Origin of the sequence: Mesorhizobium xinjiangense, assembly GCF_009749525.1 — a bacterium.
GTDB lineage: Bacteria > Pseudomonadota > Alphaproteobacteria > Rhizobiales > Rhizobiaceae > Mangrovimarina > Mangrovimarina xinjiangensis.
Genome location: NZ_WOAC01000016.1, coordinates 91,776 through 118,774, shown reverse-complemented (window position 1 = coordinate 118,774; position 26,999 = coordinate 91,776). Strand labels below are relative to the sequence as shown.

Below are 26,999 nucleotides of genomic sequence, written 5' to 3'. Positions count from 1 at the left end.
ACTGACGTGCAGCGACTTGACGCCCGCGCCTCCCCCTGCCACTCCACACCTATGGAAACAATCCAGTCGCAATCCGGCCAGGGCCGCGTGGCCGACGCGCCGACCGGCCATTGGGTCTACCGCCTGCTGCCGCGTGCCGCCTGGCCCTACGCGCAGCTTGCCCGCTGGGATCGTCCGATCGGCTGGCAGCTTCTTCTGTGGCCATGCTGGTGGTCGGCCGCACTGGCCGCCATCGCCTATGCCGAGGCCGGTGGCGAATTGCTGCGCCTGATGCCCAACCCCTGGCACCTGGTGCTTTTCATGATCGGCGCCATTGCCATGCGCGGCGCCGGCTGCACCTATAACGATCTTGTCGACGAAGGCATCGACGGACAGGTGGAGCGCACGCGCTCGCGACCCCTGCCGTCAGGACAGGTGACGCGCCGCCAGGCCTGGACCTTCCTGATCGCCCAATCGCTGCTTGGATTGGCGGTCTTGTTGCAGTTCAACGGCTTCGCCATTCTCCTCGGCATCTGCTCGCTGGCGGTGGTCGCGGCCTACCCGTTCATGAAGCGCATCACCAACTGGCCGCAATTTGTGCTCGGCCTTGCCTTTTCGTGGGGCGCGCTGATGGGATGGGCGGCCGCCTTCGGCACGCTCGCCCCGCCGGCACTGTTCCTCTATGCCGGTTCGATCCTGTGGGTCATCGGATACGACACGATCTATGCCCACCAGGACAAGGAGGACGACGCGATCGTCGGCGTTCACTCCACGGCGCGGCTGTTCGGCGAGCGCACCAAGCCCTGGCTGATGGCGCTTTATGGCGGCGCATTGATCCTGATGGGGGCTGCCTGCGCCTCGGCCGAGGCGCCGATGCCGGCACTGGCCGGGCTCGTCGCTGCCGGCGTCCACATGGCGCGGCAGATCCGGGTTCTCGACATCGACAATCCGGATCAGTGCCTGCGGCTGTTCAAATCCAACAATGTCGTCGGCTGGCTGATCTTCCTCGGCTTTCTCGGCGCAGGGCTGTGGGCCGCCGTCAAACCGCTCGTCTGACGACCGCATCTGCCGTCGGCATCACGCGCGGCCGACCACCGGCTTGCCTCCGACAACCAGGCGAACACCAAGCTCGTCTGCACCGCCATTTGCCTGAACGCCCGCAATGTGCGGCACCGTGCCGACACGCTTGAGCCTTTCCTCGCGCAGGGCCGAGCTCAGCGATTCCTCCAGCGTGCGGGCGATGCCGTCGGCTTCCACGATGAGCATCGGCAGGTGATAGGCCTGCGCCCAGGCACGCCAGTCGGCCGCAACGTCGTCGAGGTCGTCGGCCACCAGCAGCGGCACGCTGAGCGAGGGATCCGCGTGCATGAGTTCCAGCGTCACCGTCACCTCGCCGTCCTCGTCCTCGATGGCGCGGGCGGCCACGCCCATAAAGACGCGCGCCGGCAAGGCCGTCGCCAACGGCAGGCCGCTGCCCGGCAGGGTGCCCCGCACGACCGCGCCGCGCTTGTCGATCGTGTAGGTGACATCGCCGATCTCGTCGCGCGCGGCGTAGCTCGCCGCCTGGGGCAAACGGTACGGATCGAGCCGCATATGGCGGCCCGCCCAGACAGGTTTGAGACACGTGTTCATCGTTAAACGCCTTCCTGTAACGCCTGAGAGCCGCTTGGCGGTTCTCGCGGGCCGATTTGCGGCCTCTTTATGTGGCGTACCCTAGGCGTCGCCCCCTTACCGGCGGGCTTACGAACTCGGTTAAATTTTGCTGATCTTCCAGATGGTTATCATAATCCAACCGGCTGTAAGGGATCGGCAACCTTCGCTGACCGGTCGTTGAGAAACGCAGCCTGAACTCGTCAGATCATCTTGCCGGGATTCATGATGCCGGCGGGATCGAAGGCCTTGCGGACACGCCGCATCAGGTCCGTGGCCACCGGCGGAGCGGTTGCGATCAGCTCGTCGCGCTTCATCGTGCCGATGCCGTGCTCGGCGGAGATCGAACCGTTCATCTCGCGCACGACACCATGCACGATGGCGTTGATTTCGCCGTAGCGGGCCAGGAAGGCCTTCGGGTCGGCCCCGGCCGGCTGCGATATGTTGTAGTGCAGATTGCCGTCGCCCATATGGCCGAAGGTGACGAGCATTGCGCCGGGCGCGGCCTTGAGCACCGCCTTGCCGGCGCGCACTATGAAATCGGGAATGGCGGCGACGGGCACGGAAACATCGTGCTTGATCGAGGCACCTTCCGGCCGCTGCGCCTCCGACATCGATTCGCGCAAATGCCAGAAGGCCGCCGCCTGGGCGAGGCTCGCGGCAATCACCGCATCTTCGACCAGTTCCGCCTCGAGGCCCTCGCCGAGAATTTCCTCGATCAGTGCACGGGCATCCTCGGCCGAACGGCCCGACGAAATCTCCATCAGCACGTACCAGTCATGCTTGCCGGAAAGCGGCTCGACCGTGCCCGGCATATGCCTGGCGGAGAAATCGACCGCCACGCGGGCGCACAGTTCGAAGGCCGTCAGCGCGTTGCCGGCGCGGCCGAGCGCCTTGCCGAACAGCGCCAGCGCGTCGCCGGGCGAGGAAAGGCCGACCCAGGCCACCTCCCTGCCCTTCGGTTTCGGCAGGAGCTTCAGCACCGCCGCGGTGATGACGCCGAGCGTGCCTTCGGCACCGACGAACAGGTCCTTCAGATCGTAGCCGGTATTGTCCTTCTTGAGCTTGCGCAGATCGTCGAACACCTCGCCGGTCGGCAGGACCACCTCCACGCCCAGGCAGAGATCGCGCGTATTGCCATAGGCGAGCACGCCGGTACCGCCGGCGTTGGAGGAAAGATTGCCGCCGATCTGGCAAGAGCCCTGCGAGGCAAGCGACAGCGGAAACAGGCGCTCCGCCTCGTCTGCCGCCTCCTGCAGGCGCTGCAGCACCACGCCGGCCTCGGCGGTGATCGTATTCGAGGCGGTATCGACCTCGCGAATGCGGTCGAGACGGCCAAGCGACAGGACGATCTGCGCGCCACTCTTGTCGGGCATCTGGCCGCCGACAAGCCCCGTATTGCCGCCCTGCGGTACGATCGGCGTGCCGGTCTCGCTGGCCAGGGCCATGATGCGGCTCACCTCCTCGACGCTGCCCGGCCGCAAAACGAGCCGGCTTGTGCCGCCGTACAATCCGCGCGGCTCGCGGACATAGGGCTCGATCTCGGCCGGCTGGCGCAGCGCGTGCTTCTCGCCGACAATCGCGGCAAACCGGTCGATCAGGGCTTCGTCGAGGGCCATGTGCGTATCGTCCATGATTTCACCTATCGCGATGCGGCCGGCGTCTCGCGCGGCGCGGCGGCGCGGGCCAGCCGATCGTTGATCGCCTCGCCAAGGCCGTGGGCGGGAACGGGCTCGACCGCGATCGTGGCCGCGCCAGACTTGTCGAGCGCGCTCAGGAAGCCGAACAGATTGGCCGCCGCCTCGCGCAAGTCACCCGCCGGCGAGAGATTTTTCACCGCCCGCGCGCGCTCCGCGCCCTTGGCTCGCGCGGGGCCGAAGGCCAAGAGCGCCTCGTCCGCGGCGACGGATGTCGCGTCGAGCCGTACCTTGGCGCCCGGCGCATAATGCGACGCCAGCATGCCGGGCGCGACGACCGGCGCGCCCTTGGCGCCGCGCAGCACCTTGCGGCCGGCGACCGCCTCCAGTTTCTCCGCCGACACTCCGCCCGGGCGCAGCAGACGCATATCCCCGTTCTCGATCTTCACAATGGTCGATTCAACGCCGACCGGCGTCGTGCCGCCATCGACGATGAGCGGAATGCGCCGGCCGAGATCGTCTTCGACCGCACGCGCGCTGGTCGCGGTGATAAGACCGGAGGAATTGGCGCTCGGCGCGGCGAGCGCCCGGCCGGTTCGCGCAATGAGCGCGGCGCCGAAACCGCGCGGCATGCGGATGCCGATCGTCTCCAGGCCCGCCGCCGTCAGCGCATGGACCGGCGAGCCGGCAGCGGCAGGAAGCACCAGCGTCAGCGGTCCGGGCCAGAACGTTTCGGCAAGCTTGCGCGCAAGCGGGTCGAAGATGCCGATCCGTTCGGCCATCGCCATCGAATCCACATGGACGATCAGCGGATTGAAGCTCGGCCTCCCCTTGGCCTCGTAGATGCGCGCCACCGCCTCGCCATTGGTCGCGTCGGCGGCCAGGCCGTAGACGGTCTCGGTGGGTATGGCGACGGTCTCGCCGGCGAGGATCAGTTCCGCCGCGCGCTCCAGCGCATCCGCTTCGGCAAGGATCTCGGCCATCTGGCTCCCGACTTCATTCAACAGCGCGTGGCTATCGCATCGCGCGCCGCCCCCGGCAAGCCCCTTGGCGCCGCCTCGCTCGCCCCCCGCGCCCAACCGATCAAATCTTAACGGTTCGGACAACGGTGCGTAAGGCGGGCCGTGATATGGGCAGCAAGCAGATCGAACAATGGGGGGCCATATGACGATCCGGCATATTGCAGTAATACTGACGCTGACGGCAGCGATCCAGCCGGCCTTTGCCGGCTCTTCTTTCGTATCGCCCGAGCCGCCTGAGCCGGCCGCCAGCGCTTCGGTCGTCGCGCGCGGCGACAATGCGCCTTCGGCCGTCGTCGTTTCGCGCTCGGTGATCGCCATGGGCGTGCCCGCCGCACCCGACGAGACGATCACCGCCGCGGTATCGAAAATCGACCCGGCGGACATGGACATGCAGATCAGGGGCGGGCTCGACACCGGTTCCAAGCCCAGATGATCGACCGATCTCCCTTGTGGGGGAGATCGGTGCCCGCTATCCGGCGATCTTGGAGAAATCGGCGACCTGGCCGGTCACCGCGCGGATGCGCAGAAGCAGCGCCAGGCGGTTGGCCCGCACGTCGAGGTCTTCGTCGTTGACCAGAACATGATCGAAGAATGCGTCGACCGGACCGCGCAATGCCGCCAGCGCGCGCATCGCGGCGCCATATTCCAGCGCGTCGATCGCGTCATGGGCGCCCTTCTCGGCCTTCGTTACGGCCTCGTGGAGCGCCTTTTCCTCGGCCTCGGCAAGCAATGCGGGATCGACCGCCTCGGCAATGCGGGCGCCCTTCTTTTCCTCGATTGAGAGGATGTTGGCGGCGCGCTTGGTGCCGGCGAGCAGGTTCTGCCCGTCCTCCGTGTCGAGCAGCTTGCCCAGCGCCTCGACCCGGCGGACGATGAGGAGCAGGTCGTCGTTCTCTGCGCTCACGGCTTGCGCCGACGCCTCCCTCCCCCTTGAGGGGAGGGTCGGCGCGTCAGCGCCGGGGTGGGGTTGGTCCATGCCGTGCGCGACCGCGCGGACCCCACCCGTCCCGTCGCTATCGCCCCGGTCCACCCTCCCCTCAAGGGGGAGGGATGCACCACCGCTCGCCAGCACCGCATCGATCAGGTCGTAGCGTGCGCCTTGGTCGCGCAGATAGACTTTTAGGCGGTCGTGGAAGAAGGAAAGGAGGTCGGCAATATCTTCGGAAGCGGCGGTCGCCACGGCTTCATTGACAAAATGTCGATCCCAGCCTGCCGCCAGATTCTCCAAAAGCTCTTCTTCGTTCGTGGCGCGACTTCGGAACGTCTCCGTTGCCAAATTCATCAGCCGGTTTCGATACGTCTGATTACCAAGGTCCAGATGAAGGCCGAGTGGCTTGTATGCACCCTCGCCGACTGAAAGCAGCGCCAGCCGCACGCCGTTCTCCACGACGATCCGGATCACGCCCAGCGCGGCGCGCCTGAGCGCATAGGGGTCCTTCGAACCGGTCGGCTTCTCGTCGATCGCCCAGAAGCCGACGAGCGTATCGAGCTTGTCGGCAAGCGCGACGGCGACCGACACCGGATCGCTCGGCACGAGGTCGCTCGGCCCGAGCGGCTTGTAATGCTCCTCGATCGCGGCGGCGACGGACGCATCCTCGCCCTGAAGCTCGGCATATTTGCGTCCCATGGCGCCCTGAAGCTCGGGGAATTCGCCAACCACCTCTGTCTGCAGGTCGGCCTTGGCCAAGAGTGCGGCACGACGGGCGAGCTTCGCATCGGCGCCGACGACCGGCGCAAGCTCATCCGCCAGGCGCGCGATGCGCTCGACGCGATCGCCCTGCGTTCCGAGCTTGGCGTGGAAGGTGACGTTGAGATGGTCGAGCCGGGCCATGCGCTGGTCGAGCGGCCTTTTCAGGTCGAGCCCGAGCTTTTCCGCCGACGCCTCCAGTTCGCCGAGGTCGGGCAGGTCGTGCTGGTCGGTGGTCCAGAAGTAGAGCGCATCGGAAAGCCTGGCGCGCACCACCTTGCCGTTGCCGCGCGCGATCTCCTCGCCGCCGTCCTTCGCCTCGATATTGGCGGTAACGACGAAGTGATTGGACAGCGTATCGGCCGCGCCCTGCGGCCTTGTGACGAAGCATTTCTGGTTGGCGCGGATCGTCAGCCGGATGACCTCGGGCGGGATTTTCAGATAATCTTCCTCGAACTCGCCCATCAGCACAACCGGCCATTCGACCAGCCCGGACACTTCGTCCAGAAGCCCGTCGTCCTCGATCAGTTCGAGGCCGCGGGCAAAGGCGAGGTTTTTGGCATCGGCGGCGATCATCTCCTTGCGCCGCCCGGCATCGAGCACGACCCTGGCCGCCTCGAGCCCGGCGACGTAATCGTCAAAGCGCCGCACCTTGAACGCGCCGGGCGCATGGAAACGGTGGCCATAGGTGACATTGGACGAGCGGATGCCGCCGACCTCGAAATCGACCACCACCGGCTCCTCGGTCTCCGGGCCGAAGGTGCAGACGATCGACTGCAAGGGCCTCACCCAGCGCAGGCTTCCCGGCTTGGCCGAGGCCTTGCCCCAGCGCATCGACTTCGGCCAGGGGAAATCGCGGATGACGCCGGGCATCAGATCGGCGACGATCTCTTCTGCCGCACGGCCCGGCTTCTCGATCACCGCGACATAGAATTCGCCCTTCTTGGGGTCGGAACGGACCTCCGCCTGATCGACCGAGGCAAGCCCGGCACCGCGCAGGAAGCCTTCGATCGCCTTTTGCGGCGCGTCGATGCGCGGGCCCTTGCGTTCCTCACGCACATCCTTGGAGCGCGCCGTCACGCCCCTGACGTCGAGCGCCAGGCGGCGCGGCGTCCAGTATTCGCGCGCCGCCTCATAGGTGAGCCCCGCCTCGACCAGACCGTCAGTGACGAGCTTCTTCAGGTCGCCGGCCGCCTTGCTCTGCATGCGAGCAGGAATCTCTTCAGAGCGCAGTTCAAGAAGAAGGTCGGGCATGGAATGGATCGCCGTACTGGAAAATCGAATGGGCAGCCTCTAGCGCACATTCGCTTCAAACGGAAACGTTTGAAGCAAAGATATGCGTGCCAGATCAATATGCTGGAACATGTACCTTTCGCTCAAACGATTCCGTTTGAGCGGGACACGTTCTAGCAAGCCGGCCGCGCTTTGTCATGGGTGACGGTCGAAATTACCAGCCGCCGCCACCACCGCCGCCTCCGCCGCCGCCTGAAAAGCCGCCACCGCCGCTGAAGCCGGAGGACGAGGATTTCGGCGCCGGCAGAGATGCGGTGAAGCTGTTGGAGAGCGATCCGGCGATGCCGCCGAGACTGGACCCGATCCGGTCCGGGCTGAAGCTGCGGCCATGATACCAGCTCGGCCCGGCATAGGCGGCCGCCGCCGTGCCTGACGCAATTGCCGCGGCCAGCCAGGCATCGAATGCGCGCGACCATGGCTTTTCCACGCCCAGCGCCACGGCATAAGGCAGCAGGGTCTCGAAATGGCGCGGCGACATCTGCGGCGCGCCCTGCATGTTCATGCGGTCCTTCTCGGCCAGTGTGAGGTACTGTTCGAGCCCCTTGATCCCGTCGGTCATCTTGCGGCCGAGCAGCGTCGGCGCCCCCATCAGGAACAGGAAGACCAGATTTGCGATGACGAGGCCGCCGATGATGGCGAGGATCATCGTGTCGAAATCGGTCTCGAAGACGACCGTGATAAAGCCGGATAACGCCGTCAGGCCGATAAGGCCGACGAACGCCGCCGCGACGACGGCCATCAGGCGCTGGGCAAGGCTGCGTGCGTTGCGCAGCCGGCGCCCTATGCTGACCGCGAAGACCGAGATGACGACGGCCGGCACGGTCACGCCGATGCCGGCCGCAATGGTCTCGGGCTCCAGATTGCCAAAGACCAGCATGCCGGCCAGAACGCCGAGCGAGAGGAGCGCGCCGGCGACGATGTAACCGGCATTGTGGTGGTAATAGCGGTTGCGATGTTCCTTCTCGATCGCCGAGCGAAAGGACAGGCCGGCCGCCTGCACCCTTTTTCCGTTTGCCTTGTTGACCGTCAGTTCGTCGCCCTCACGCGGCAGATGGCCCAGAATCGCGGCCTCGCCGACAGACACGTCCGCCGGTGCGCTTGTCTCCTTGCGGCGGATGGTCAGGTCTCCGTCCAGATCGTCCAGTTCCACCTGCCCCTTCACGGCGAGATTGATCATCGCGGCCGAGAACGCGTCCCAGCCCTGGCCGCGAAATCCGCGCCGGTCGATGTAGTTGACCAGGGCCGGCGAAACGCCGTCCGGCGGCGTCCAGCGCGGCACGACGACGCCGGCCGGCGGATCGCGGCCGACGCGGTTCCAGGCCCAGAAATAATAGGCCAGCACGAGGGCGAGACCGAAGGCACCGATGATGCGGCCGAGATTCTCCTGCAGCCAGAACATGCGTTTCTCGGCCTCGCTCGGCGGTGCGACGACGCCCTTTGGAAAGGCGACCGCAACGGTGAGCCCTTCTCGCCGGCCCAGGCGCCGGTCCGCCTCGACCACCACCCGGTTGCCGCCGTCGAGACGCCGTGCGCTTGCGGCGCGCTCCGTCGAACCGTAGGGACCGGTAAAATAGGTGACATCGGTCGCCTCAGCACCATCCGGCAAGCGGATTTCGGCCGTGGCGGCGAGGATTGGAAAGTCCCAGGCGTTGCCGGTCACGTTCCAGTAGAGTTCGTCATGATCGTCGAAAAAGCGGACCTGCCGCGTCGTGTCGTAGGTGATGACGTATCTGTGCGCGCCATGCGGCAGGAAGACGTCGGCGTCGCCGATCCTGATCCGCACAATACCGGAGCCGTGCTCCACAGTGTAAGGTTCGTCCCTGCCGTCGCGCGTCACCGAAACCACGTCGAGACCGACCTGGCGCATGCGTCCGTCGGCGTCGTCGTAGCGCAGCGGAATGTCGCGAAAGATGCCGCGCGAGATGCGGTTGCCCTCGACATTGACGGTGATTTCCTCGCTGACGCGCAGCGTGCCGTTCGCCTCGACATCGATGTCGGCGTGGAAGGACCGGATCTCTTCGGCGGCATTGACCCCGCCGGCCATACCGCAGGCCAGCAGACAAAGCAGCAGCACTCGTGCCAACAATCGCATCGAGAGCGCGCCGATCAGGAGAAGGAAACCTTGGGGACGGCGCGATCGGCCGCGTCTTCGATCTCGAAATAGTCCGCCTTGGTGAAGTTGAAGCTGTTGGCGACGAGGTTCGACGGAAAGCTCTCGACCCTGATGTTCAGGTCGCGCGCCGCGCCGTTGTAGTAGCGGCGCGACATCTGGATTTCGCCTTCCAGCGTCTCCAGCGTCGTCTGCATCTGCAGAAAGTTCTCGTTGGCCTTGAGATCCGGATAGGCCTCGGCGACGGCAAAAAGCCGCCCGAGCGCCTGGCCGAGCATGCCTTCCACCTGGGCGCGGCCAGCGACGTCGTCGCGCGGCAGGCTTTGCGCGCGGGTGCGAAGCTCGGTGACCTCCTCGAGCGTCTTGCGCTCGTGGCCGGCGTAGCCCTTCACGGTCTCGATCAGGTTCGGAATGAGGTCGGCGCGTCGCTTGAGCTGCACGTCGATGCCGGACCAGGCTTCGCTCACCATCTGCCGGGCACGCACGAGCGCGTTGTAGATAAAGATGGCATAGGCGGCGAGCGCCACGACAACGACGATGAGAATCGTTCCGATACCGAAATCCATACCGATTTCCCCCTATGGCGTTGCCCGGAACTCTATGCCGCGGGGTCCCTGAAGGAAAGTCTGATAATCAGACGCGCTGCTCATGGCCGAAGCCGCCGGCATCTGTCTTGAGGAAGGCCTCCCCGCAGGCCTTGGCGAGGTTGCGCACGCGCAGAATGTAGCTTTGGCGCTCCGTCACCGAGATGACGCCGCGCGCGTCGAGCAGATTGAAGACGTGGCTCGCCTTGATGCACTGGTCGTAGGCGGGAAACACCATGCGCTGCATCCCGCCGTCCTCTGCCGGGGCGCCGGCGGCAAGCAGCGCCTTGCATTCGGCTTCCGCGTCCTCGAAATGCCGAAAGAGCGCATCCGTGTTGGCGAACTCGAAATTGTAGCGCGAATATTCCTGTTCGGCCTGCAGGAAGACATCGCCATAGGTGACCTTCTCGTCACCCTCGCGCCCGTTGAAGTTCAAATCGTAGACATTGTCGACGTTCTGCACATACATGGCCAGGCGCTCCAGCCCGTAAGTGAGCTCGCCGGCCACCGGCGCGCATTCGATGCCGCAGACCTGCTGGAAATAGGTGAACTGCGACACCTCCATGCCGTCGCACCAGCATTCCCAGCCGAGCCCCCAGGCGCCGAGCGTCGGGCTTTCCCAGTCGTCCTCGACAAAGCGGATATCATGCAACAGGGGGTCGATGCCGATCGCCTTCAGAGAACCCAGATAGAGCTCCTGAAGATCGGGTGGATTGGGTTTCAGCATCACCTGATACTGGTAATAGTGCTGCAGCCGATTGGGATTTTCGCCGTAGCGGCCGTCCTTCGGCCGCCGCGAGGGCTGGACATAGGCCGCATTCCAGGCGCGCGGCCCGAGCGCCCGCAAGGTCGTGGCGGGATGGAACGTGCCCGCGCCGACCTCCATGTCATAGGGCTGGAGAACGACGCAGCCCTTGTCCGCCCAATAGTCGTGCAGCGTCAGGATCAACCCTTGAAAGGACCGGGTCGGGTGCATGTGCGGCGGCAGGCTTTGGGTCACGGTCGGCCTCGAGAGCGGAAGGATAATGGCGATGGTCCTAGCGCGCGTTCGCTTCAAACGGAACCCTTTGAAGCAAAGATATGCGCGCCAGATCAATATGCTGGAGCATGTACCTTTCGCTCAAACGTCACCGTTTGGGCGGGACATGCTCGGGCCAATCAATTCGTCGAGAGGCGGTTCTGACGGGTAGCCGCGCGCGATGCATTCGAGCTAATAAAGGGGCGGACCGATAAGCGCGGCGGGCAAATATCGTCCACGGCAAGGAAGAAGGAGGCGTCATGTCGATCAGATCCAGCGTTCGTGGGACGATCGGGCCGGTGCTTGCGGCAGCGGCACTCCTGGCGCTTGCCGGCACCGCGCAGGCCGACGTCCGGGTTGCGGACGGCCGCGGCGGCGGCCCCGATCCGCAGACCGGCCTGGTCTGCGTCACCAGCCTGTGCGACTGGGTGCGCCTGCCGCGCACACGCTGCATCTGCCAGAAGCTCAACCCGATGGAACTCAATCCCAGCAAGCTGCGGCTCAAATGCGTGACCAAGGAACAGGGACAGTGGATCGCCTGTCCCTACGACCGGGCGCCTCCACGACGATTTTGGTGGCAGTGACCGGATCGGGCCAGCCCCGGTTGCGAACGAAAAACGGTATCAGTCGCTCGGCGCGGGCAGCGTGATTGTCTGGCCCGGAGCGATGTTCTCGGGATTGCCGCGCAGCTTCGGATTGAGGTTGAGGATCTCGATATAGCGGTTGCCGTCGCCCAGAAGCTCGGCCGCGATCGACCACAGCGACTGGCCGGGCAGCACCGTGTGCCGCAGTGTCCCGGCCGCGGGCGCCTGTTGCGGCGATTGCGGCTTGTCGCTCCTTTGCGACACCGAGGCGGCGGGATCGATCGGCTGCACCAGTTCGGCTCTTTGCTCTTCCTCCGGCGGCAGGCCCCTGGACAGCTTCTTTTCGACCGAAGCCAGGAGATCGGGCTCCGGCTCCATGTCGCGCGCATGGGCCCACTGGAAGGTCGCCTCGCGCCTGCGTCCGACACGCCAATAGGCGTCGCCCAGATGGTCGTTTAGGATCGGATCGTCCGGCCTCAGCGAGACGGCACGCTCAAGTTCGCGCGCCGCTTCCTCGAAGCGCCCGAGCCGGTAATAGGCCCAGCCGAGCGAATCGACGATATAGCCGTCATTGGGCCGCAGATTGACCGCCTTGCGGATCAGTTCCAGCCCCTCGTCGAGGTTCATGTTCATGTCGACCCAGGAATAGCCGAGATAGTTCATGACCTGCGGCTGGTCGGGGTAGAGTTCAAGCGCCTTGCGGAAATTCGGCTCGGCCTTGGGCCATTCCTTGAGCCGTTCATAGGCAATGCCGCGCTGGTAGAAGATGTTCCAATCACCGCGCTCGGGCTGTGAAATCCGTTCTACCGCGTCGTCGTAGAGCGCAGCCGCCTCGCCATACTCTTCCTGCGAGGCGTAGACGCCGCCCAGCGCCAGATAGGCGCGCATGTCGTCCGGATCGTCGCTAAGCAGCTTCTTCAAATGCGTCTTGGCTTCCTCGTGGCGGTCGAGATCGGCCAGGTTCAACCCCATCTGAAGATCGGCAATGCGCTTCAGTGGCGAGGAGGACGGCACCCGCTCGTAATAGGAGATGGCCTCTTGCGAGTCCCGCTGTTGCTCGGCGACCTGGGCAAGGTTGACGAGTACGGCATCGGAATCGGGCCGCAGCGCCAGGGCGAGTTGCAGATAGATGCGAACGAAATCCTCGCCGCCGCCGCGGTTGAGCGCGCTGCCGATGTCGAGCAGCACTTCCGACGCGCCCGACTTGACATCGGCGACCAGCGGCGTGATCTGCGCGCCCGTCTCGATGTCCCGGCGCAGGGCGACGATCTCGGGCCGGCCGGCGGAAAAGGAGTCCGCCTCGTCGAGAACCTCGAGCGCCTTGTCCGTGTTTCCACTGCGGGCAAGCAATCCCGCATAGGCCCGCGCCGCCCGCATGTAGGTCTCTGGCGCGGCAGCACCTGCAGCCGCGTTGGCCAGCGTTTCCTCGTAGTATGACAGCGCTTCGCTGTCGCGCCCCGCGAGGTCGGCGATCAGCGCCTGGTGATAGGTCCTGAAGATGTCGAACCATTGCGGACCGTCGAGGTCGCGCATGTGGGCGAGCGCGTTTTGCGGATAGCCCGCGCCCAATTTCGCCCAGCCCGTCATCAGCCCGGTGATCAGCCTGTCGAGGTCGGACTCCATCGTCAGCTTGAGCAGGATTTCCGCATCCTGATTCTCGCCCTTGCGGAAGGCGTCTACCGCCAGTGCCAAGCGCGAGAAACGCTCGATCTCGGGCGTCTCCTTGAGCTTTTCGGCAAACGGCAGCGCATCGTCGAACGAGCCCTTGGTGACCAGGGCCAGCATGACGCTCTGCTGCAGGGCCGGATTGTCAGGATCGAATGCCAGAGCGCGCTTGTAATAGGCGATCGCACTGTCGAGGTCGTCATCCACCTCCGCCACCCGGGCGGCAAGGAACGCGCCCGAAAGCGAACCGATGCTGACCTTGTCCGCCGCAACCGGCTGCTCGTGGTTCTTCGCCGCAGCAGCAGGTGTTGCCGCCGCCAACGCCAACCCAAGCAGCGCAGCCGCCTTGAGGAGTTCAACACTCATTCGCCGCATTTCGTCCCTTCCTGCGAAAAGCGATAATCGATGCCATCAATGGTCCTTGAGAATGGCCTTTTTGCGGTCAATCATCAATGCACGAGGCACTCACGATAACGTGGCGCCCCTTCGACCGCCCGAAATTGTCAGGAAACCCGGCTGATGCAGAACTCGACCACCTCGAGCAGCGCCGCCTTTTGCGGCGTCTCCTTGAGCGGCGCCAGCGCATCCGTGGCGATCTCGCCGAACTGCCTGGCCCGGCCGATCGTGTCGGCAATCGCCCCATAGCGTGCCATCAGGCCAACGGCCCTCTCGAGCGCAGCATCGTCGCTCCGGTTTTCTTCGATCGCTTGCTTCCAGAACCGCCGCTCATCGGGCGTGCCGCGGCGATAGCTCAAAATGACCGGCAAGGTCACCTTTCCCTCGCGGAAGTCGTCGCCGACATTCTTGCCCAGATCCTTGGCGTCGCCACCATAGTCGAGTGCATCGTCGATGAGCTGGAAGGCAAGTCCGAGATTGGCGCCGTAGGAGCGCAGGGCCGCCTGTTCAGCCCGCGACGTATTCGCGATCACCGGCCCGACCTCGGCGGCGGCGGAGAACAAGGCGGCCGTCTTGGCCTTGATGACGGCCAGATACTCGTCCTCGGTGGTCTCCAGATTCTTCGCCGCGGAAAGCTGCATGACCTCACCTTCGGCAATGACCGAAGCGGCCGTCGAGAGAATGTCGAGCGCCTTGAGCGATCCGACGTCCACCATCATGCGGAAGGCCTGTCCCAGGAGATAGTCGCCGACCAGCACGCTTGCCTGGTTGCCCCAGATCATGCGGGCCGTCGCCTTGCCGCGGCGCAAACCGCTCTCGTCGACCACATCGTCATGCAGGAGCGTCGCCGTATGCATGAACTCAACGCTGGTGGCCAGCTTGACATGGCCGTCGCCATCATAGCCGAACATCTGTGCCGCCGCGAGTGTGATCATCGGCCTGAGCCGCTTGCCGCCCGAAGAAATAAGATGGTTGGCGATCTCCGGGATCAGTTCGACGTTGGATCCGGCCTTGGAAAGGATGAGCTCATTGACCCGCGACATGTCGTGCCGCGTCAGATCGACAAGCGGCATGATCGACGCCCTTTCCTTCTTCCCCTCCTCAAGCGATACGACTACGCCCACGCCAATCTCCGATCAAAAAACCCGATATCCGAATGTGCGGCGACTCTAGGGCGGGTGGGCAGGAAACGGCAAGGGGCGAATTGGCGCGCTCTCGACATCGTTTACATCGCGCACGCAAATTGCGAACCTGCGTCCATGATCGAGATCATGCGAACCAACGACGCGGTCGTCATTTCATTTGCCGAGGCGCTGATGCGCGACGCCGGCATTGCCGTCATGGTGGCCGACCAGAATATGAGCATCATGGAAGGTTCGCTCGGCGTCCTACCGCGACGCGTGCTTGTCGAACCCGACGACGAGGCACGGGCGCGCAAGCTGTTGCGCGACGCGGGCATCTCGGACGAACTCACCTAGGGTGCCCATGCAGGCCGAAACGCATCCGGGCGACGTCACCATCGACGCCTTTCACCGCGGCGACTTCTGGCTCGTCCAGCCGGCGCGCGGCGGCCACCGCGCCGGCATGGATGCCATGATGCTTGCCGCGGCAGTGCCGGACGGGTTTTCGGGGCGGCTCGCCGATCTCGGCGCCGGCGCCGGCGCGGCCGGCCTGGCCGTCGCCTCGCGCTGCCGCCAGGCGCATGTCGTGCTTGTCGAGCGCGAGGCCGCAATGGCCGATTGCGCCGCACAGGCCCTGGCCCTGGCGCAAAACAGCGCGATCGCGGCGCGGGCCGAGATTGTTCGCGCCGATGTCGGCCTGACAGGACGCAAGAGGGCGGCGGCGGGGCTGTCCGACAACAGCGTCGATTTCGTGATCATGAACCCGCCCTTCAATTCGGGCCGCGACCGGGCGACGCCGCAACCGCTGAAGCATTCCGCGCATGTGATGCAGGAGGGGCTTTTCGAGAGCTGGACGCGCACGGCGGCCGCCATCGTGCGGGCCCAGGGCGGGCTTGCGGTGATCGCGCGGCCGGAATCGCTGGCCGAGATCCTTGCCGCCATCCAGGGACGCTTCGGCGGGGCCGAGATCAAGGCGATCCATCCACGCAGCGACGCATCCGCGATCCGCGTCGTCGTGCGCGCGCGGCGCGGATCACGCAAGCGGCCCGTCATGGCCGCGCCGCTGTTCCTGCATGAGCGCGACAGCAACCGGTTGAGCGATGAAGCCGACGCCATCAGCAACGGCCGGGCCTCGCTGTTCGGCGATTAGACCACGGAACACCATTGCGCCGGCCGGCGAAATGCCTACATCGCTCACAACAAAAGTTGGAGAACGAACGTCCGTGAGACAGATCATTCAGCGTTTCCTGCCCAAGTCGATGCGCAGCGATGCCGTCACTATCCCCGTCATTCGCCTGCATGGCACCATCATGGCCAATGCCGGCCAGTTCCGCCCGACGCTGTCGCTGGCGGCGACCGCCGGGCTGATCGAAAAGGCGTTCTCCTGGAAGGACGCGCCGGCCGTTGCGATCTCGATCAACTCGCCGGGCGGTTCGCCCGTGCAGTCGCGTCTGATCTACAAGCGCATCCGCGACCTGGCGCAGGAAAAGCAAAAGAAGGTCTATGTCTTCGTCGAGGACGTCGCCGCCTCCGGCGGCTACATGATCGCGCTCGCCGGCGACGAGATCGTCGCCGACCCCTCCTCCATCGTCGGCTCGATCGGGGTCGTCTCTGCCTCCTTCGGCTTTCCCGATCTGCTGAAGAAGATCGGGGTCGAGCGGCGCATCTATACGGCCGGCGAGAACAAGGCCACGCTCGACCCGTTTTCGCCCGCAAGGAAGGAGGATATCGAGCGCTTGAAAGTGCTGCAGCTCGATGTGCATCAGACATTCATCGACATGGTCAAGGAACGCCGCGCCGACAAGCTTGCCGATGACGGGGACCTGTTTACCGGCCTGTTCTGGAGCGCCAAGCGCGGCCTGGCGTTGGGCCTGGTCGATCATCTGGGCGACATGCGCGAGTTCCTGAGGGCACGCTATGGCGAGAAGACCCGGCTGAAGCTCATCACGGCACCGCGCGGATTCCTGGGCCGCCGCATCGGCCTGCTCGGTTCCAGGCTGGGCGACAACACCTCGCAGATCACCGCCGCCGCGGCACAGGGGTTGGTCGAAGCGGCCGAGGAGCGCGCGCTGTGGAACCGCTATGGCCTTTGAGACAAGAGACAAAGGCTGTAATATTGGCGCGATCATCGCAACCCGACGCATTGCCCGGCCGGAACGAGAAGGAAGGATGACATGCCGCAACTGATCTTCTTCGTTGTCGCCGGCATCATTGCGTGGCTCGGCTACCGCGCTTTCCTGCGTGAGGCCAAACGGGTTTCCGAACGGGTGCGACGGACCGAGCGAGAGACGACGAACCGTTCTTCCGGCACGCTGGTCAAGGATCCCAAGACCGGCGAATACAGGCTGGCGAAGGACTGATCGCCCTCAATGCAGCCTGGACCGCGCCTGCGCCTACGGGCGCCCGCCAAGATCAATCTGGCGCTTCATGTGACCGGCCGGCGCGCCGACGGCTACCATCTGCTCGACACGCTCGTCGTGTTCGCCGACGCCTGCGACACAATCGAGGTCGAGGCCAGCGACCACGATTCCTTCGAGATATCCGGAGCCTATGCGGATGGCGTCCCGACGGGAGAGGACAATCTCGTCCTGCGGGCACGCGATCTTCTGCGGCATAATTTTCCGGCAGAAAGCGGAGCGGTGACGATCCGGCTCGAGAAGAACCTGCCACCGGCATCGGGCATTGGCGGCGGGTCGAGCGACGCGGCGGCGGCGCTGAAGGCGCTCACGCGGCTTTGGCGGCTCGACCCGGCGGCCGGCGAACTCGCGCGCCTCGCCGCGCCTTTGGGCGCCGATCTGCCCATGTGCGTGCACGCCTGTCCGCTCGTGGCGCGCGGCACGGGCGATGAGATCGCGCCAATGAAGGAATGGCCGGCGCTCCATCTCGTACTCGCCAATCCCGGCATGGCCGTGGCCACGGCCGGGATCTTTCGCCGGCTGACATCGAAGGCGAATCCCCCATTGCCGCCCTTGCCGGTGCGGCACGATACCTCCGCCATCGCGGCATGGCTGGGGCAATGCCGCAATGACCTCGAAGCCCCGGCCATCGAAATCGCGCCGCCGATCGCCGAGGCGCTGGACTTGCTGAACCAATCCGGCGCAATCTTGTCGCGCATGTCGGGTTCGGGCGCGACGTGCTTCGGGCTGTTCGACACGGCACAAGAAGCAGGGCAATCCGCCGGCAAACTGCGGCGCGCCCGGCCCGGCTGGTTCATCGAGGCGGCGCGCAGCGCCGGCACGGGAGAGCATCCATGGGACGGATAGACGAAACGCGGCCCTTCGTTGCGGTCGGCATCGCCGTGTTGACCGTTTCCGACACGCGCAGCCTGGCCGAGGACCGCTCGGGCAAGGCGCTTGCCGAACGGATCGCCGAGGCCGGCCACCGGCTGGCGGCGCGCGAGATCGTGACCGACGATGTCGAGGCGATCCGAGCGACGGTCGGCGGCTGGACGAAGGATCCCGCCATCGACGCCGTCATCACCACCGGCGGCACGGGCTTCACCGGGCGCGATGTGACGCCGGAGGCGCTGGAACCGCTATTCGAAAAGCGCATGGACGGCTTTTCGCAGGTCTTCCACCGCATCTCCTACGACAAGATCGGCACCTCGACGATCCAGTCGCGCGCCACCGCCGGACTGATCGGCCAGACCTTCGTCTTCGTCCTGCCGGGCTCGCCGGGCGCCTGCCGCGACGCATGGGACATGATCCTCAAGGATCAGTTCGACTATCGGCACATGCCCTGCAACTTCGTCGAGATCATGCCGCGGCTCGACGAGCACCTGAAGCGCGGCGCCGGAAAGGCGGTATAGTCAACCACGCCATTCGCCGCCAACCGCGGTGATCGCCGCCGGCAACCGTCGGACCGAAAGGCCGCTGACCAGGCCGGCAAGATCGCCGGCGTTCGGGCAGCGTGCGACAGCCTCGCTCTTGCGCATCAGGAACCCGTCGGCAAGCGGATCGGACCTGGAAAACAGGCGTGACAGGCGGCTAAGCCCGGAGCGGCCGGACCGGCTGAAACGCGCCGGACCGTCCTGGCTGTTGACGTGGAACACCACCGCCTCGATCCAGTTCGGCTCGAGGCGCGCGCCTGGCCGCAGCATCAAAAGCCACTCGCCCCTGGCGCGGCGGATCGCAGCCGCCAGTTCGCCGTCATCAACGAATGTGCATCCCGCATGGTCGGCGACCATCTGCGTCTGGTCCGTCGATCCGCGATCGTGAACGACAACATCGCGCACCACCCCCTCGACGGCGCCGGAAACCAGGGTGGCGAGCGTGCGGGCCAGCGCGTCCTCGTCGTTGCGGGTCTCGATCAGGACCGAAAGCATGGGTCTCGATAGCTCAAACGCCGTCACAATTCCAGTGTTGCACCGCACAGGCAAAAGTTCTTGCTTTGTTCTCTTTTCTGGAATAGGAATTATTTCATCGGCAGGACGCCGATTCTGACTGGCCCGACGATGGAGCGTGGAGATGGACCAGATCATCAATGCCGACATCGCCGCCTTCACCCAAGGCGGCGCCGACATCGCCAACGCCATGGTCGATGAAAGCGGCATTCGCATCGCGAACGACAGGCGGCGCGGGCGTGCGGCCGGCATCAACCCGTCGGGGCGCTACGAGGCCCTGCAACGCGACGTTTTCGACGATGGCTGGAGCACGATCGAGGAATTGCCGCCCTTTGCGACGCACGTGCAGGTGGAGCGGCCGCGCACCATCATCACGCGTAATGCATCCCCCGACATCTCCTTCGACCGCTCGGTCAATCCCTATCGCGGCTGCGAGCATGGCTGCGTCTACTGCTTCGCCCGCCCCACCCACAGCTATATGGGTCTGTCGGCCGGACTCGATTTCGAATCGAAGCTGTTTGCCAAGCCCGATGCCGCGAGGCTTCTGGAGCGCGAGATTGCCAAGGAGGGCTATCAACCGCGCACCATCGCCATCGGCACCAACACCGACCCCTACCAGCCGATCGAGAAGAAGTGGCGCATCATGCGCGACATTCTCGAAGTGCTGGAAGCGGCCAATCATCCCGTCGGCATCGTCACCAAGTCGGCGCTGGTCACCCGCGACATCGACATCTTGTCGCGCATGGCCGAGAAGGGACTGGCCAAGGTCGCCCTGTCGGTGACGACGCTCGATAGGAAGCTGGCGCGCACGATGGAACCGCGCGCGGCCACGCCGTCCCTGCGCCTGGAAACCATGCAGAAGCTCGCGCAAGCCGGCATTCCGGTTTCAGTCATGGCGGCGCCCGTTGTTCCCGGGCTGACCGACCACGAGATCGAGCGCATTCTGGATTCAGGCCATGCGATGGGCGCGTGCGAAGCCGGCTACATCATCCTGCGGCTGCCGCTCGAGGTGAGCCCGGTCTTCAAGGAATGGCTTCTGCGGCACTATCCCGACCGCTATCGCCACGTCCTGTCGCTGATCCGCTCGATGCGCGACGGCAAGGATTACGATTCGACATGGGGCAGCCGGATGAAGGGCGTCGGTCCCTATGCCTGGCAGATCGGGCGGCGTTTCGAGATCGCCGCCAAGCGTCTCGGGCTCAACCGAAACAAGCACGTGCTGAGAACGGATCTGTTCAAGCCGCCAACCCCGCACGGAGAGCAATTGCAGCTCCTTTAACGCGCGTTCGCTTCAAACGGAAACGTTTGAAGCAAAGATATGCGCGCCAGATCAATATGTTGGAGCATGTACAAGTGCAAGGTTGCGGGCCGCTCTGCCGGCCCGCCAACGGGTCCGTCCGGCTTTCTCCCCGCATGAGCCGACGGCCTCTTCCCGGCCTGCCGCCCTACAGGCCGGGAAGCTCTTGCGGAGAATCGGAGCCGGTGCGAGCATCGCCGCATCATGACTCGCCCGGCTTCCGATTCTCCGCCCCTGTTCGATCTCGACACCAAGCCCGATTTCTCCATCGAGCGCAAACGGCTCGCCGCCGGCGAAGGGCCGATCTGCGGCCTCGACGAGGCCGGGCGCGGGCCGCTTGCCGGTCCGGTCGTCGCGGCGGCCGTCATCCTCGACGAAGGATCGATCCCCGAGGGCCTGGACGATTCCAAGAAACTGACGGCGAAACGCCGAGAGGCACTCTACGATGTCATCATGAAACAGGCGCACGCGATCGCGATCGCCTCCGTGGCGGCCGCGGGCATCGATGACCACAACATTCTGCGTGCCAGCCTGGAGGCGATGCGACGCGCCGCATCGCTGCTCTCGGTCACGCCGGGCCACGCCCTTGTCGATGGGCGCGACGTGCCGCCCGGTCTCGCCTGCCCGGCAACGGCTTTGGTCAAGGGCGACAGCCGCTCGGTGTCGATCGCCGCGGCCTCCATCGTCGCCAAGGTAACGCGCGACCGCATGATGAGCCGGTGTTGCACGGTGCATCCGAACTACGGCTTCGGCGCACATATGGGCTATGGGACGCGACGCCACCTCGAGGCCATCGAAAGCGGCGGCGCGGTGGCGCGCATTCACCGCATGTCTTTTGCGCCATTGAAGGCCTGATCCGCTCCACCCGCTCGGCACAACCCGGCATCGCCACCGAATACCGCCCAACGAAAAATGCCGCCCTGAGGCGGCATCTTCGAATACGCCATCGAAGTGACGATCAGTTCAGCTTCGACTTCACGTCCTGCAGCGACGTCTTGAACAAGGTGCCGGCCGTGCCCGAATCGACCTTGGAGGCCAGCAGGCTGCGGGCGGCCTCGACGGCGATGTCGACGGCGCTGCCGCGCACCTCGTTAACGGCCTCGCGTTCGGCCTGGGCGATCTTCTGCTCGGCCAGCGCCGTGCGGCGGGCGACATATTCCTCGGTCTTCTCCTTGGCTTCCGACTTGAGAAGCTCGGCCTCGCGCTTGGCAGCGGCGACGATCTCCTGCGCCTCCTGCTCGGCTTCCTTGCGCTTGCGCTGATATTCGGCAAGCACCTGCTGGGCTTCCTCGCGCAGCTTGCGCGCCTCTTCCAGCTCGTTGCGGATACGATCGGCCCGCGCGTCCAGCGACTTGGCGATCATGCCCGGCACCTTGAGGTAGACGATCAGGCCCAGGAACAGGAACAGGGAGACCGTCGCCCAGAGCGTGGCGAGTGATGTTGCGTCCATTACCGCCTCCTCACTGCGACACGGATTTGACCGCGGCGGCGATGTCCGCCTTGGTCGCCTTGCCGACGAGTTGTTCAACGATGGCCGCTGCCGTGTCCTCGGCGATCGTGCCGACGTCCTTCATGGCCTCGGCCTTGATGGCACCGATCCTGGCCTCGGACTTGGCGAGCTGCTCATCGAGCTTGCCCTCCACCTCGGCACGTTCGGCGTCGGCTTCGGCCTTGGCGGCATCGCGCGCCTCCTGTCCGATGCCGCCGGCCTTGTTGCGGGCCTGCGCCAATTCCTGCTCGTAGGCTGCAATGGCCTCGTCCGCCTCTTCCTTCATGCGCGCGGCCTGGTCCAGATCCTGGGCCACGCGGTCACGCCGGATTTCCAGCGTTCCGCTGATCCGCGGCAGCGCCACCCGCTTCATGAAGAGATAGAAGAGCCCAAAGGTGACCGCCAGCCAGAGGATCTGGGAGGGATAGGTCGCGGGATCAAAGGGCGGGAAGGTGGCTTCATGGCCGCCCTCATGCGGCACACCGGTCTCGGTGTGCGTCACGCCTTCCGCCGCCGACTCGCCGTCGGCATGATTGCTTTCCTGCGCGAAAGCATATGTCACGAACATTGGCTAACCCCGATATTGCAGCCGGCCGCCTGGAAGCGGCCGGCGACTGCCTCGTTCTGCCGGATCAGCCGAACAGGGCGAGCAGGGCGATGAGCAGCGAGAAGATGCCCAGAGCCTCGGTCACCGCGAAGCCGAAGATCAGGCGGCCGAACTGGCCGTCAGCGGCAGACGGATTGCGCAGCGCGCCGGAAAGATAGTTGCCGAAGATGGTGCCCAGGCCGATGCCCGCGCCACCCATGCCGAGGCACGCGATACCGGCGCCGATGTACTTTGCTGCTTCCGCTTCCATATTGATGCTCCTTCTTGGATCTGAATTTGATGCGGTCGGGTTACTGGCGGGAATCCGCCGGCGACAATTTTCCTAGTGGCCCGGATGGATCGCGTCGTTGAGGTACATGCAGGTCAGCACCGCAAAGACGTATGCCTGGAGGAAAGCCACGAGGAATTCGAGAGCCGTGATCGCCACGGCCATGAGCAGCGGCAGGACGGCGCCGGCAACGCCGGTCAGCCCCAGGGCGCTCAGGGAAACGACGAAGCCGGCAAACACCTTCAGGGTGATGTGGCCGGCGAGCATGTTGGCGAACAGTCGCACCGACAGGCTGACCGGGCGCGAGAGAAACGAGATGACCTCGATCGCAACCACCAAGGGCATCAGCACGACGGGCACGCCAGAGGGCACGAAGAGCTTAAGGAAGCCCAGACCGTGCTTCATGAAGCCATAGATGACGACCGTGCCGATGACGAGCATCGCCAGCGCGAAGGTGACGATGATGTGCGAGGTAACGGTGAAGAAATAGGGGAACATGCCGAGCAGATTGGCCACCAGCACGAACATGAAGATCGAGAAGACGAACGGGAAGAAGCGCATGCCTTGCGTGCCGGCCGCGTCGCGCAGCATCGAGGCCACGAACTCGTAGGACATCTCCGAGACCGACTGCAGGCGCGAGGGAATCAGGCCGCGGCTCGACGTGGTCAGAACCAGGAAGGCGGAGGCGACGATCACCGTGGCCACCATGAACAGGGCGGAATTGGTGAACGACAAGTCAAAGCCGCCGATCTCGATCGGAATCAGCTTGTTGATATGAAACTGGTGGATCGGATCGACCTTGTCAGCAGCCACTGCCTAACCCCGTTCTTGCCGGGCGAACCGGCGATCTGTTGTTGCGCTGCGCCGAGAGCCCGGCGCCTATTCTTCTTCATCATCACGCCTGGCGGCGCCTACATCATCACGCCTGGGGGCGCCCTGCCCGAACTCGGCCACCTGGCCTGTCGAACGCAATATATTGAGCACGCCGGCGCCGAAACCGAGCAGCAGCAGCACGATCAGCCCCCAGGGCGACGTGCCGGCCAAACGATCAACGACCCATCCCAAGCCCGCTCCGACCACTACACCCGCGATGAACTCGCTCGAGAGCTTCAGTGCCTGGCCGTAGCCGGACTTGTCGCCTTTGCCGTTACCTGCTTCCCTCTCCGCGTCGCATTCGCGCCTGGCCGCCAAGGCGGCATCAAGCTTGTGCAAGCGATCTTCGAGACCGTGCCGGGCATCGCGCTGCCGCGTGCCGCCCGGGTCTTTCGGTCCGCTCTCGCCCTGATCCTTCGCCATGGCTCACGCGTACTCCTGCCCGGACGGTCGGAAACGCTCCGCCCGCCTCAAAGTCGCGCGCACCATAGTGAGGCCGCCCCCCCCAGTCAAGCCAGAGAATGCGCCCTCGAATGCCAGCATTTATGATTGAAATTCAACACCTTATCGCGGTGCGACACTACGTCCGCAAAGCCGCTTCGCCGCGCAGCGGCGAATCCCCGCCGCCGCGGCGCTGCAATGCGGTCAACTCCAGCCCCCACCATAGGTGCGATAGAAGACATGCAATCCGATCTTCTTCATCTTCTCCATCGTGCGAGCCCAGCGCGGCCGCACGTAGACGGCGTGGTAATGGGTGGAGGAGCCGACATCATCGATGAAGATCTTGCCGGCCGTGACGGCCATGGCGATCTCCTGGGCGACCTTCCAGTGGCGCGGGCTGGCTATGCGGTCGCGGATGCCGTCGCAGGCGAAGGAGAACTGGCAGCGATTGCGCCAGTCGTCGTTCTGGTAGACCACCTTGCAGATCGTGTTGGGATAGGCGGGATTGCGCACGCGGTTCAGCACCACCTGGGCAACCGCGGCCTGGCCCTTCAGATGCTCGCTGCGGGCCTCGAAATAGACCGCCGCGGCGAGGCATTTCTGCTCCGGCTTGGAAAACACCACCGGCGGCAGGGGCTGCGCCATCCAGTCGTGATCGCCCTTACCGACCGGAGGCACGAAGCGGCCGGCATTGGCGTCCTCCTCGCCCTTCAAAAGGGAGGCGAAAGGCGAAGCCTTGGCGTAATCCGGCTTGGCCGGCGCATAGGCGGTGGCCAGAATGTCGGCCTTGTCATTGGTCACCAGGCTGGCCAGCATCGTCGGCACGCCCGGATCCTTGCGGTCCTCGCGCATATGAAAGGCGGAGGCGATCTGCACCTCCTTGCCCTCGATCGCCGGCTTGTCGAAGGCCATCACGATCCCGTCTTCATTGTCGAGGAGCGGATGGCGCAGCAGGCTGCTGCGCTGGAAAACCGAGCCGGCATTGAAGGATTTGGGCGGCGCGGCCGGCGCGACATTGACGACGCGGCCGCGCTTTTCCTCGCGGTTGATGCGCTCCTCGTCCGGCACGTCTGGAACGACGGCCTTGTTGCCCTCGAAGGCGACCGCGCCGAGCCCGCCGGCTCGCACGCCGGAGCCGGAAATGGAGCCCGTCGCGGTGGAATCGAGGAACTTCATCTCGGCCTTGTGGACCGATCCGGCGACGGATTTCTCGACGACGGCATTCCAGCGCGCCGGACCGTTCGCCTCCATGCCCGAAACGAAGCTGACCATATCCTGATAGGCAGAAACCGTCGGGAAGCCGATCCAGAGCCCCAATCCGATCACCAGGGGCGGCAAGGATTCGCGCTTGCAAACCGAGGCGGCCAGCCGCCGCAGCACTAAGCTGAAATGCACCGGGAACTCTCCAGAACGCCACTCAAGACAACTGGAAAGTGACAGTGGTGCATTAACCTTGCTGGAGCGTTAACGATACGGAAATCGGGCCCGGCCGGCACCGATGGCCGCCTACTTCTTCTTGCGTGCGCGGCCGGCATAGGGATTGTCGGGCGCGCGCAGCATGATGCGGATCGGCACGCCGGGCATGTCGAAGCTCTCGCGCAGGCCGTTGATCAGGTAGCGCACATAGGATTGCGGCATGGCATCGGGGCGCGAGCAGGAAACGACGAAACCGGGCGGGCGCGCCTTGACCTGGGTGAGATATTTGATCTTCAGCCGCCGCCCCGCCACCGCCGGCGGCGGATGATGCGCCAGCACGCCTTCGAGCCAGCGATTGAGACGGCCGGTCGAGACGCGCCGGTTCCAGACTTCATGGATGGCGACCACCTCTTCCATCAGCTTGTCGAGGCCACGGCCGGTCTCGGCCGACACCGGCACGGCACGCAGGCCGCGCACCTGCGGCAGGAGCCGCTGGGTCTTTTCGTGCAATTCGGCGAGCTGCTCCTGCGGATTGTCGACCAAATCCCACTTGTTGAAGGCGATGACCGGCGCCCTGCCCTCGCGGATGATCAGGTCGGCGATCTGCAGGTCCTGCTTTTCGAACGGGATCGTCGCATCGAGCACGATGATCACGACCTCGGCGAAGCGGATGGCCCGCAACCCATCGGCCACCGACAGCTTTTCCAGCTTCTCCTGCACCCTGGCCTTGCGGCGCATGCCGGCGGTGTCGAACAGCTTGAACTGGCGCTCACGCCATGTCCAGTCGACCGAGATCGAATCGCGAGTGATGCCGGCTTCGGGACCCGTCAAAAGGCGCTCCTCGCCGACAAGCGTGTTGATCAATGTCGACTTGCCGGCATTCGGACGCCCGACGACGGCGATGCGCAGCGGCTTGGTGGGGTCGTAGGCCGGCGCTTCGGCATCCGGATCGGCAACGTCCTCGCCGACCAGCGCCGTGCTTGCGGCGTCTTCGGCCGCCTCCTCATCAGCGAGCACGCGCTCCTCGCCGAGCGCCGCGATGATTGCCTCGCGCAGGTCCGGCAAGCCCTGGCCGTGCTCGGCGGAGATCGGGATCGGCTCGCCCAGCCCGAGTTCCCAGGCTTCCAGCATGCCGCTCTCGGCGCCACGCGCCTCGGCCTTGTTGGCAACCACGACGACAGGCTTGCCGGTGCGCCGCACGATGTCGGCGAAAGCGCGGTCGTTCGGCGTCAGGCCGCTCTTGGCATCGACAAGAAACAGGACCAGATCGGCTTCGTCGATCGCCTGCTCGGTCTGGATCCGCATGCGGCCCTGAAGCGTCGCCGCGGCGGCGTCCTCGAAGCCGGCCGTGTCGATGATGTCGAAACGCAGATCGTAGAGCCTGGCGTCATGCCTGCGGCGGTCGCGCGTCACGCCCGGCGTGTCGTCGATCAGCGCCAGGCGGCGTCCGGCCAGCCGGTTGAAAAGGGTCGACTTGCCGACATTGGGGCGGCCGACGATGGCAACGGTGAAGCTCATCG

The 26,999-nt window shown here is 65.2% G+C and carries 28 protein-coding genes; 11 read left to right on the top strand and 17 right to left on the bottom strand.

Annotation, left to right across the window (positions count from 1 at the left end):
* Positions 1 to 51 precede the first annotated feature (51 nt).
* Positions 52 to 1,035, top strand: coding sequence for a 4-hydroxybenzoate octaprenyltransferase (gene ubiA, locus GM909_RS17780; RefSeq protein WP_157018334.1), 984 nt, complete (start codon positions 52 to 54; stop codon positions 1,033 to 1,035).
* A gap of 21 nt (positions 1,036 to 1,056) precedes the next feature.
* On the opposite strand, the gene GM909_RS17775 is transcribed toward ubiA, so the two are convergent.
* The 3 genes from GM909_RS17775 to GM909_RS17765 all read right to left on the bottom strand — a co-directional run bounded on the left by GM909_RS17775 (position 1,057) and on the right by GM909_RS17765 (position 4,249).
* Complete coding sequence (locus tag GM909_RS17775; RefSeq protein ID WP_157018257.1) at positions 1,057 to 1,611, bottom strand: DUF6101 family protein; 555 nt, start codon at positions 1,609 to 1,611, stop codon at positions 1,057 to 1,059.
* 221 nt (positions 1,612 to 1,832) lie between these two features.
* Positions 1,833 to 3,263, bottom strand: coding sequence for an FAD-binding oxidoreductase (locus tag GM909_RS17770; RefSeq protein ID WP_157018255.1), 1,431 nt, complete (start codon positions 3,261 to 3,263; stop codon positions 1,833 to 1,835).
* An 8-nt stretch (positions 3,264 to 3,271) separates the two neighbouring features.
* A complete protein-coding gene (locus tag GM909_RS17765; RefSeq protein WP_157018253.1) occupies positions 3,272 to 4,249 on the bottom strand; it encodes an L-threonylcarbamoyladenylate synthase in 978 nt (325 codons plus the stop codon).
* Positions 4,250 to 4,430: 181 nt separating this feature from the next.
* Here GM909_RS17765 and GM909_RS17760 point away from each other — a divergent pair, with 181 nt between their 5' ends.
* Positions 4,431 to 4,721 carry a hypothetical protein gene (locus GM909_RS17760; RefSeq protein ID WP_157018251.1) on the top strand — a complete coding sequence of 97 codons (291 nt, stop codon included), beginning with the start codon at positions 4,431 to 4,433 and terminating at the stop codon, positions 4,719 to 4,721.
* A 36-nt stretch (positions 4,722 to 4,757) separates the two neighbouring features.
* On the opposite strand, the gene glyS is transcribed toward GM909_RS17760, so the two are convergent.
* The 4 genes from glyS to GM909_RS17740 all read right to left on the bottom strand — a co-directional run bounded on the left by glyS (position 4,758) and on the right by GM909_RS17740 (position 10,938).
* A complete protein-coding gene (glyS, locus tag GM909_RS17755) occupies positions 4,758 to 7,229 on the bottom strand; it encodes a glycine--tRNA ligase subunit beta (RefSeq protein WP_157018249.1) in 2,472 nt (823 codons plus the stop codon).
* Positions 7,230 to 7,422: 193 nt separating this feature from the next.
* Positions 7,423 to 9,360 carry a DUF2207 domain-containing protein gene (locus GM909_RS17750; protein ID WP_407941313.1) on the bottom strand — a complete coding sequence of 646 codons (1,938 nt, stop codon included), beginning with the start codon at positions 9,358 to 9,360 and terminating at the stop codon, positions 7,423 to 7,425.
* Between the two features lie 14 nt (positions 9,361 to 9,374).
* The gene (locus GM909_RS17745; RefSeq protein WP_157018247.1) at positions 9,375 to 9,944 is read right to left on the bottom strand and encodes a LemA family protein; all 570 of its coding nucleotides are present in this window, start codon (positions 9,942 to 9,944) and stop codon (positions 9,375 to 9,377) included.
* Positions 9,945 to 10,011: 67 nt separating this feature from the next.
* The gene (locus GM909_RS17740; RefSeq protein ID WP_407941316.1) at positions 10,012 to 10,938 is read right to left on the bottom strand and encodes a glycine--tRNA ligase subunit alpha; all 927 of its coding nucleotides are present in this window, start codon (positions 10,936 to 10,938) and stop codon (positions 10,012 to 10,014) included.
* Positions 10,939 to 11,240: 302 nt separating this feature from the next.
* Here GM909_RS17740 and GM909_RS17735 point away from each other — a divergent pair, with 302 nt between their 5' ends.
* Positions 11,241 to 11,564 (top strand): hypothetical protein, encoded by a 324-nt coding sequence (locus GM909_RS17735; RefSeq protein WP_157018243.1) that lies wholly within the window; start codon positions 11,241 to 11,243, stop codon positions 11,562 to 11,564.
* Positions 11,565 to 11,603: 39 nt separating this feature from the next.
* Here GM909_RS17735 and GM909_RS17730 read toward each other — a convergent pair whose 3' ends face one another.
* Both GM909_RS17730 and GM909_RS17725 read right to left on the bottom strand, forming a co-directional pair.
* Positions 11,604 to 13,604: a tetratricopeptide repeat protein gene (locus GM909_RS17730; protein WP_157018241.1), complete on the bottom strand. Its 2,001-nt coding sequence runs from the start codon at positions 13,602 to 13,604 to the stop codon at positions 11,604 to 11,606.
* A 128-nt stretch (positions 13,605 to 13,732) separates the two neighbouring features.
* Positions 13,733 to 14,749, bottom strand: a complete 1,017-nt coding sequence (locus tag GM909_RS17725; protein ID WP_157018239.1) for a polyprenyl synthetase family protein — start codon at positions 14,747 to 14,749, stop codon at positions 13,733 to 13,735.
* A gap of 135 nt (positions 14,750 to 14,884) precedes the next feature.
* Between GM909_RS17725 and GM909_RS17720 the strand changes: the two genes are divergently transcribed.
* From GM909_RS17720 to moaB, 6 genes are all read left to right on the top strand, one after another.
* Positions 14,885 to 15,103 carry a putative signal transducing protein gene (locus tag GM909_RS17720; protein WP_157018237.1) on the top strand — a complete coding sequence of 73 codons (219 nt, stop codon included), beginning with the start codon at positions 14,885 to 14,887 and terminating at the stop codon, positions 15,101 to 15,103.
* A gap of 7 nt (positions 15,104 to 15,110) precedes the next feature.
* A complete protein-coding gene (locus tag GM909_RS17715) occupies positions 15,111 to 15,896 on the top strand; it encodes a methyltransferase (protein WP_157018235.1) in 786 nt (261 codons plus the stop codon).
* 109 nt (positions 15,897 to 16,005) lie between these two features.
* Positions 16,006 to 16,839, top strand: a complete 834-nt coding sequence (locus tag GM909_RS17710) for a S49 family peptidase (protein WP_407941315.1) — start codon at positions 16,006 to 16,008, stop codon at positions 16,837 to 16,839.
* An 81-nt stretch (positions 16,840 to 16,920) separates the two neighbouring features.
* Entirely contained in the window at positions 16,921 to 17,106 is a 186-nt protein-coding gene (locus tag GM909_RS17705; protein WP_157018231.1) for a hypothetical protein, read from the top strand.
* 9 nt (positions 17,107 to 17,115) lie between these two features.
* Complete coding sequence (locus GM909_RS17700) at positions 17,116 to 18,009, top strand: 4-(cytidine 5'-diphospho)-2-C-methyl-D-erythritol kinase (protein ID WP_157018229.1); 894 nt, start codon at positions 17,116 to 17,118, stop codon at positions 18,007 to 18,009.
* The gene (gene moaB / locus GM909_RS17695; protein WP_157018227.1) at positions 17,997 to 18,554 is read left to right on the top strand and encodes a molybdenum cofactor biosynthesis protein B; all 558 of its coding nucleotides are present in this window, start codon (positions 17,997 to 17,999) and stop codon (positions 18,552 to 18,554) included. Before GM909_RS17700 ends, moaB begins: the two co-directional genes overlap by 13 nt.
* On the opposite strand, the gene GM909_RS17690 is transcribed toward moaB, so the two are convergent.
* Complete coding sequence (locus GM909_RS17690; protein WP_157018225.1) at positions 18,555 to 19,070, bottom strand: glycosyltransferase family protein; 516 nt, start codon at positions 19,068 to 19,070, stop codon at positions 18,555 to 18,557. It lies immediately after the preceding gene.
* A gap of 142 nt (positions 19,071 to 19,212) precedes the next feature.
* Here GM909_RS17690 and GM909_RS17685 point away from each other — a divergent pair, with 142 nt between their 5' ends.
* Together GM909_RS17685 and GM909_RS17680 are read left to right on the top strand one after the other, a co-directional pair.
* On the top strand, positions 19,213 to 20,367 hold the full coding sequence (locus tag GM909_RS17685) for a PA0069 family radical SAM protein (protein ID WP_157018223.1): 1,155 nt from the start codon (positions 19,213 to 19,215) through the stop codon (positions 20,365 to 20,367).
* Positions 20,368 to 20,589: 222 nt separating this feature from the next.
* Positions 20,590 to 21,240: a ribonuclease HII gene (locus GM909_RS17680; RefSeq protein ID WP_157018221.1), complete on the top strand. Its 651-nt coding sequence runs from the start codon at positions 20,590 to 20,592 to the stop codon at positions 21,238 to 21,240.
* 103 nt (positions 21,241 to 21,343) lie between these two features.
* Here the strand turns inward: GM909_RS17680 and GM909_RS17675 are convergent, their stop codons facing one another.
* The 7 genes from GM909_RS17675 to der all read right to left on the bottom strand — a co-directional run bounded on the left by GM909_RS17675 (position 21,344) and on the right by der (position 26,997).
* Positions 21,344 to 21,835, bottom strand: a complete 492-nt coding sequence (locus tag GM909_RS17675) for a F0F1 ATP synthase subunit B (RefSeq protein ID WP_157018219.1) — start codon at positions 21,833 to 21,835, stop codon at positions 21,344 to 21,346.
* 10 nt (positions 21,836 to 21,845) lie between these two features.
* On the bottom strand, positions 21,846 to 22,442 hold the full coding sequence (locus tag GM909_RS17670) for a F0F1 ATP synthase subunit B (protein ID WP_157018217.1): 597 nt from the start codon (positions 22,440 to 22,442) through the stop codon (positions 21,846 to 21,848).
* Between the two features lie 64 nt (positions 22,443 to 22,506).
* A complete protein-coding gene (locus tag GM909_RS17665; RefSeq protein ID WP_157018215.1) occupies positions 22,507 to 22,731 on the bottom strand; it encodes a F0F1 ATP synthase subunit C in 225 nt (74 codons plus the stop codon).
* A 72-nt stretch (positions 22,732 to 22,803) separates the two neighbouring features.
* Positions 22,804 to 23,562: a F0F1 ATP synthase subunit A gene (locus GM909_RS17660; protein WP_157018213.1), complete on the bottom strand. Its 759-nt coding sequence runs from the start codon at positions 23,560 to 23,562 to the stop codon at positions 22,804 to 22,806.
* A gap of 66 nt (positions 23,563 to 23,628) precedes the next feature.
* Positions 23,629 to 24,045, bottom strand: coding sequence for an AtpZ/AtpI family protein (locus GM909_RS17655; protein ID WP_157018211.1), 417 nt, complete (start codon positions 24,043 to 24,045; stop codon positions 23,629 to 23,631).
* Between the two features lie 222 nt (positions 24,046 to 24,267).
* Complete coding sequence (locus GM909_RS17650; protein ID WP_157018209.1) at positions 24,268 to 25,458, bottom strand: cell wall hydrolase; 1,191 nt, start codon at positions 25,456 to 25,458, stop codon at positions 24,268 to 24,270.
* 111 nt (positions 25,459 to 25,569) lie between these two features.
* The gene (gene der, locus GM909_RS17645) at positions 25,570 to 26,997 is read right to left on the bottom strand and encodes a ribosome biogenesis GTPase Der (RefSeq protein WP_157018207.1); all 1,428 of its coding nucleotides are present in this window, start codon (positions 26,995 to 26,997) and stop codon (positions 25,570 to 25,572) included.
* Positions 26,998 to 26,999 lie beyond the last annotated feature (2 nt).

Bases quoted from the DNA above. Each gene is read 5' to 3' on its own strand.
- GM909_RS17655 (WP_157018211.1), bottom strand. From the start codon at position 24,045: ATGGCGAAGGATCAGGGCGAGAGCGGACCGAAAGACCCGGGCGGCACG.
- der (WP_157018207.1), bottom strand. From the start codon at position 26,997: ATGAGCTTCACCGTTGCCATCGTCGGCCGCCCCAATGTCGGCAAGTCG.
- GM909_RS17715 (WP_157018235.1), top strand. From the start codon at position 15,111: ATGCAGGCCGAAACGCATCCGGGCGACGTCACCATCGACGCCTTTCAC.
- GM909_RS17710 (WP_407941315.1), top strand. From the start codon at position 16,006: ATGCGCAGCGATGCCGTCACTATCCCCGTCATTCGCCTGCATGGCACC.
- GM909_RS17735 (WP_157018243.1), top strand. From the start codon at position 11,241: ATGTCGATCAGATCCAGCGTTCGTGGGACGATCGGGCCGGTGCTTGCG.
- GM909_RS17705 (WP_157018231.1), top strand. From the start codon at position 16,921: ATGCCGCAACTGATCTTCTTCGTTGTCGCCGGCATCATTGCGTGGCTC.
- GM909_RS17670 (WP_157018217.1), bottom strand. From the start codon at position 22,442: ATGTTCGTGACATATGCTTTCGCGCAGGAAAGCAATCATGCCGACGGC.
- GM909_RS17690 (WP_157018225.1), bottom strand. From the start codon at position 19,070: ATGCTTTCGGTCCTGATCGAGACCCGCAACGACGAGGACGCGCTGGCC.
- GM909_RS17765 (WP_157018253.1), bottom strand. From the start codon at position 4,249: ATGGCCGAGATCCTTGCCGAAGCGGATGCGCTGGAGCGCGCGGCGGAA.
- glyS (WP_157018249.1), bottom strand. From the start codon at position 7,229: ATGCCCGACCTTCTTCTTGAACTGCGCTCTGAAGAGATTCCTGCTCGC.
- GM909_RS17685 (WP_157018223.1), top strand. From the start codon at position 19,213: ATGGACCAGATCATCAATGCCGACATCGCCGCCTTCACCCAAGGCGGC.
- GM909_RS17750 (WP_407941313.1), bottom strand. From the start codon at position 9,360: ATGCGATTGTTGGCACGAGTGCTGCTGCTTTGTCTGCTGGCCTGCGGT.
- GM909_RS17770 (WP_157018255.1), bottom strand. From the start codon at position 3,263: ATGGACGATACGCACATGGCCCTCGACGAAGCCCTGATCGACCGGTTT.
- GM909_RS17720 (WP_157018237.1), top strand. From the start codon at position 14,885: ATGATCGAGATCATGCGAACCAACGACGCGGTCGTCATTTCATTTGCC.
- GM909_RS17665 (WP_157018215.1), bottom strand. From the start codon at position 22,731: ATGGAAGCGGAAGCAGCAAAGTACATCGGCGCCGGTATCGCGTGCCTC.
- GM909_RS17675 (WP_157018219.1), bottom strand. From the start codon at position 21,835: ATGGACGCAACATCACTCGCCACGCTCTGGGCGACGGTCTCCCTGTTC.
- GM909_RS17740 (WP_407941316.1), bottom strand. From the start codon at position 10,938: ATGCACCCGACCCGGTCCTTTCAAGGGTTGATCCTGACGCTGCACGAC.
- GM909_RS17775 (WP_157018257.1), bottom strand. From the start codon at position 1,611: ATGAACACGTGTCTCAAACCTGTCTGGGCGGGCCGCCATATGCGGCTC.
- GM909_RS17760 (WP_157018251.1), top strand. From the start codon at position 4,431: ATGACGATCCGGCATATTGCAGTAATACTGACGCTGACGGCAGCGATC.
- GM909_RS17700 (WP_157018229.1), top strand. From the start codon at position 17,116: ATGCAGCCTGGACCGCGCCTGCGCCTACGGGCGCCCGCCAAGATCAAT.
- GM909_RS17745 (WP_157018247.1), bottom strand. From the start codon at position 9,944: ATGGATTTCGGTATCGGAACGATTCTCATCGTCGTTGTCGTGGCGCTC.
- GM909_RS17680 (WP_157018221.1), top strand. From the start codon at position 20,590: ATGACTCGCCCGGCTTCCGATTCTCCGCCCCTGTTCGATCTCGACACC.
- ubiA (WP_157018334.1), top strand. From the start codon at position 52: ATGGAAACAATCCAGTCGCAATCCGGCCAGGGCCGCGTGGCCGACGCG.
- moaB (WP_157018227.1), top strand. From the start codon at position 17,997: ATGGGACGGATAGACGAAACGCGGCCCTTCGTTGCGGTCGGCATCGCC.
- GM909_RS17730 (WP_157018241.1), bottom strand. From the start codon at position 13,604: ATGCGGCGAATGAGTGTTGAACTCCTCAAGGCGGCTGCGCTGCTTGGG.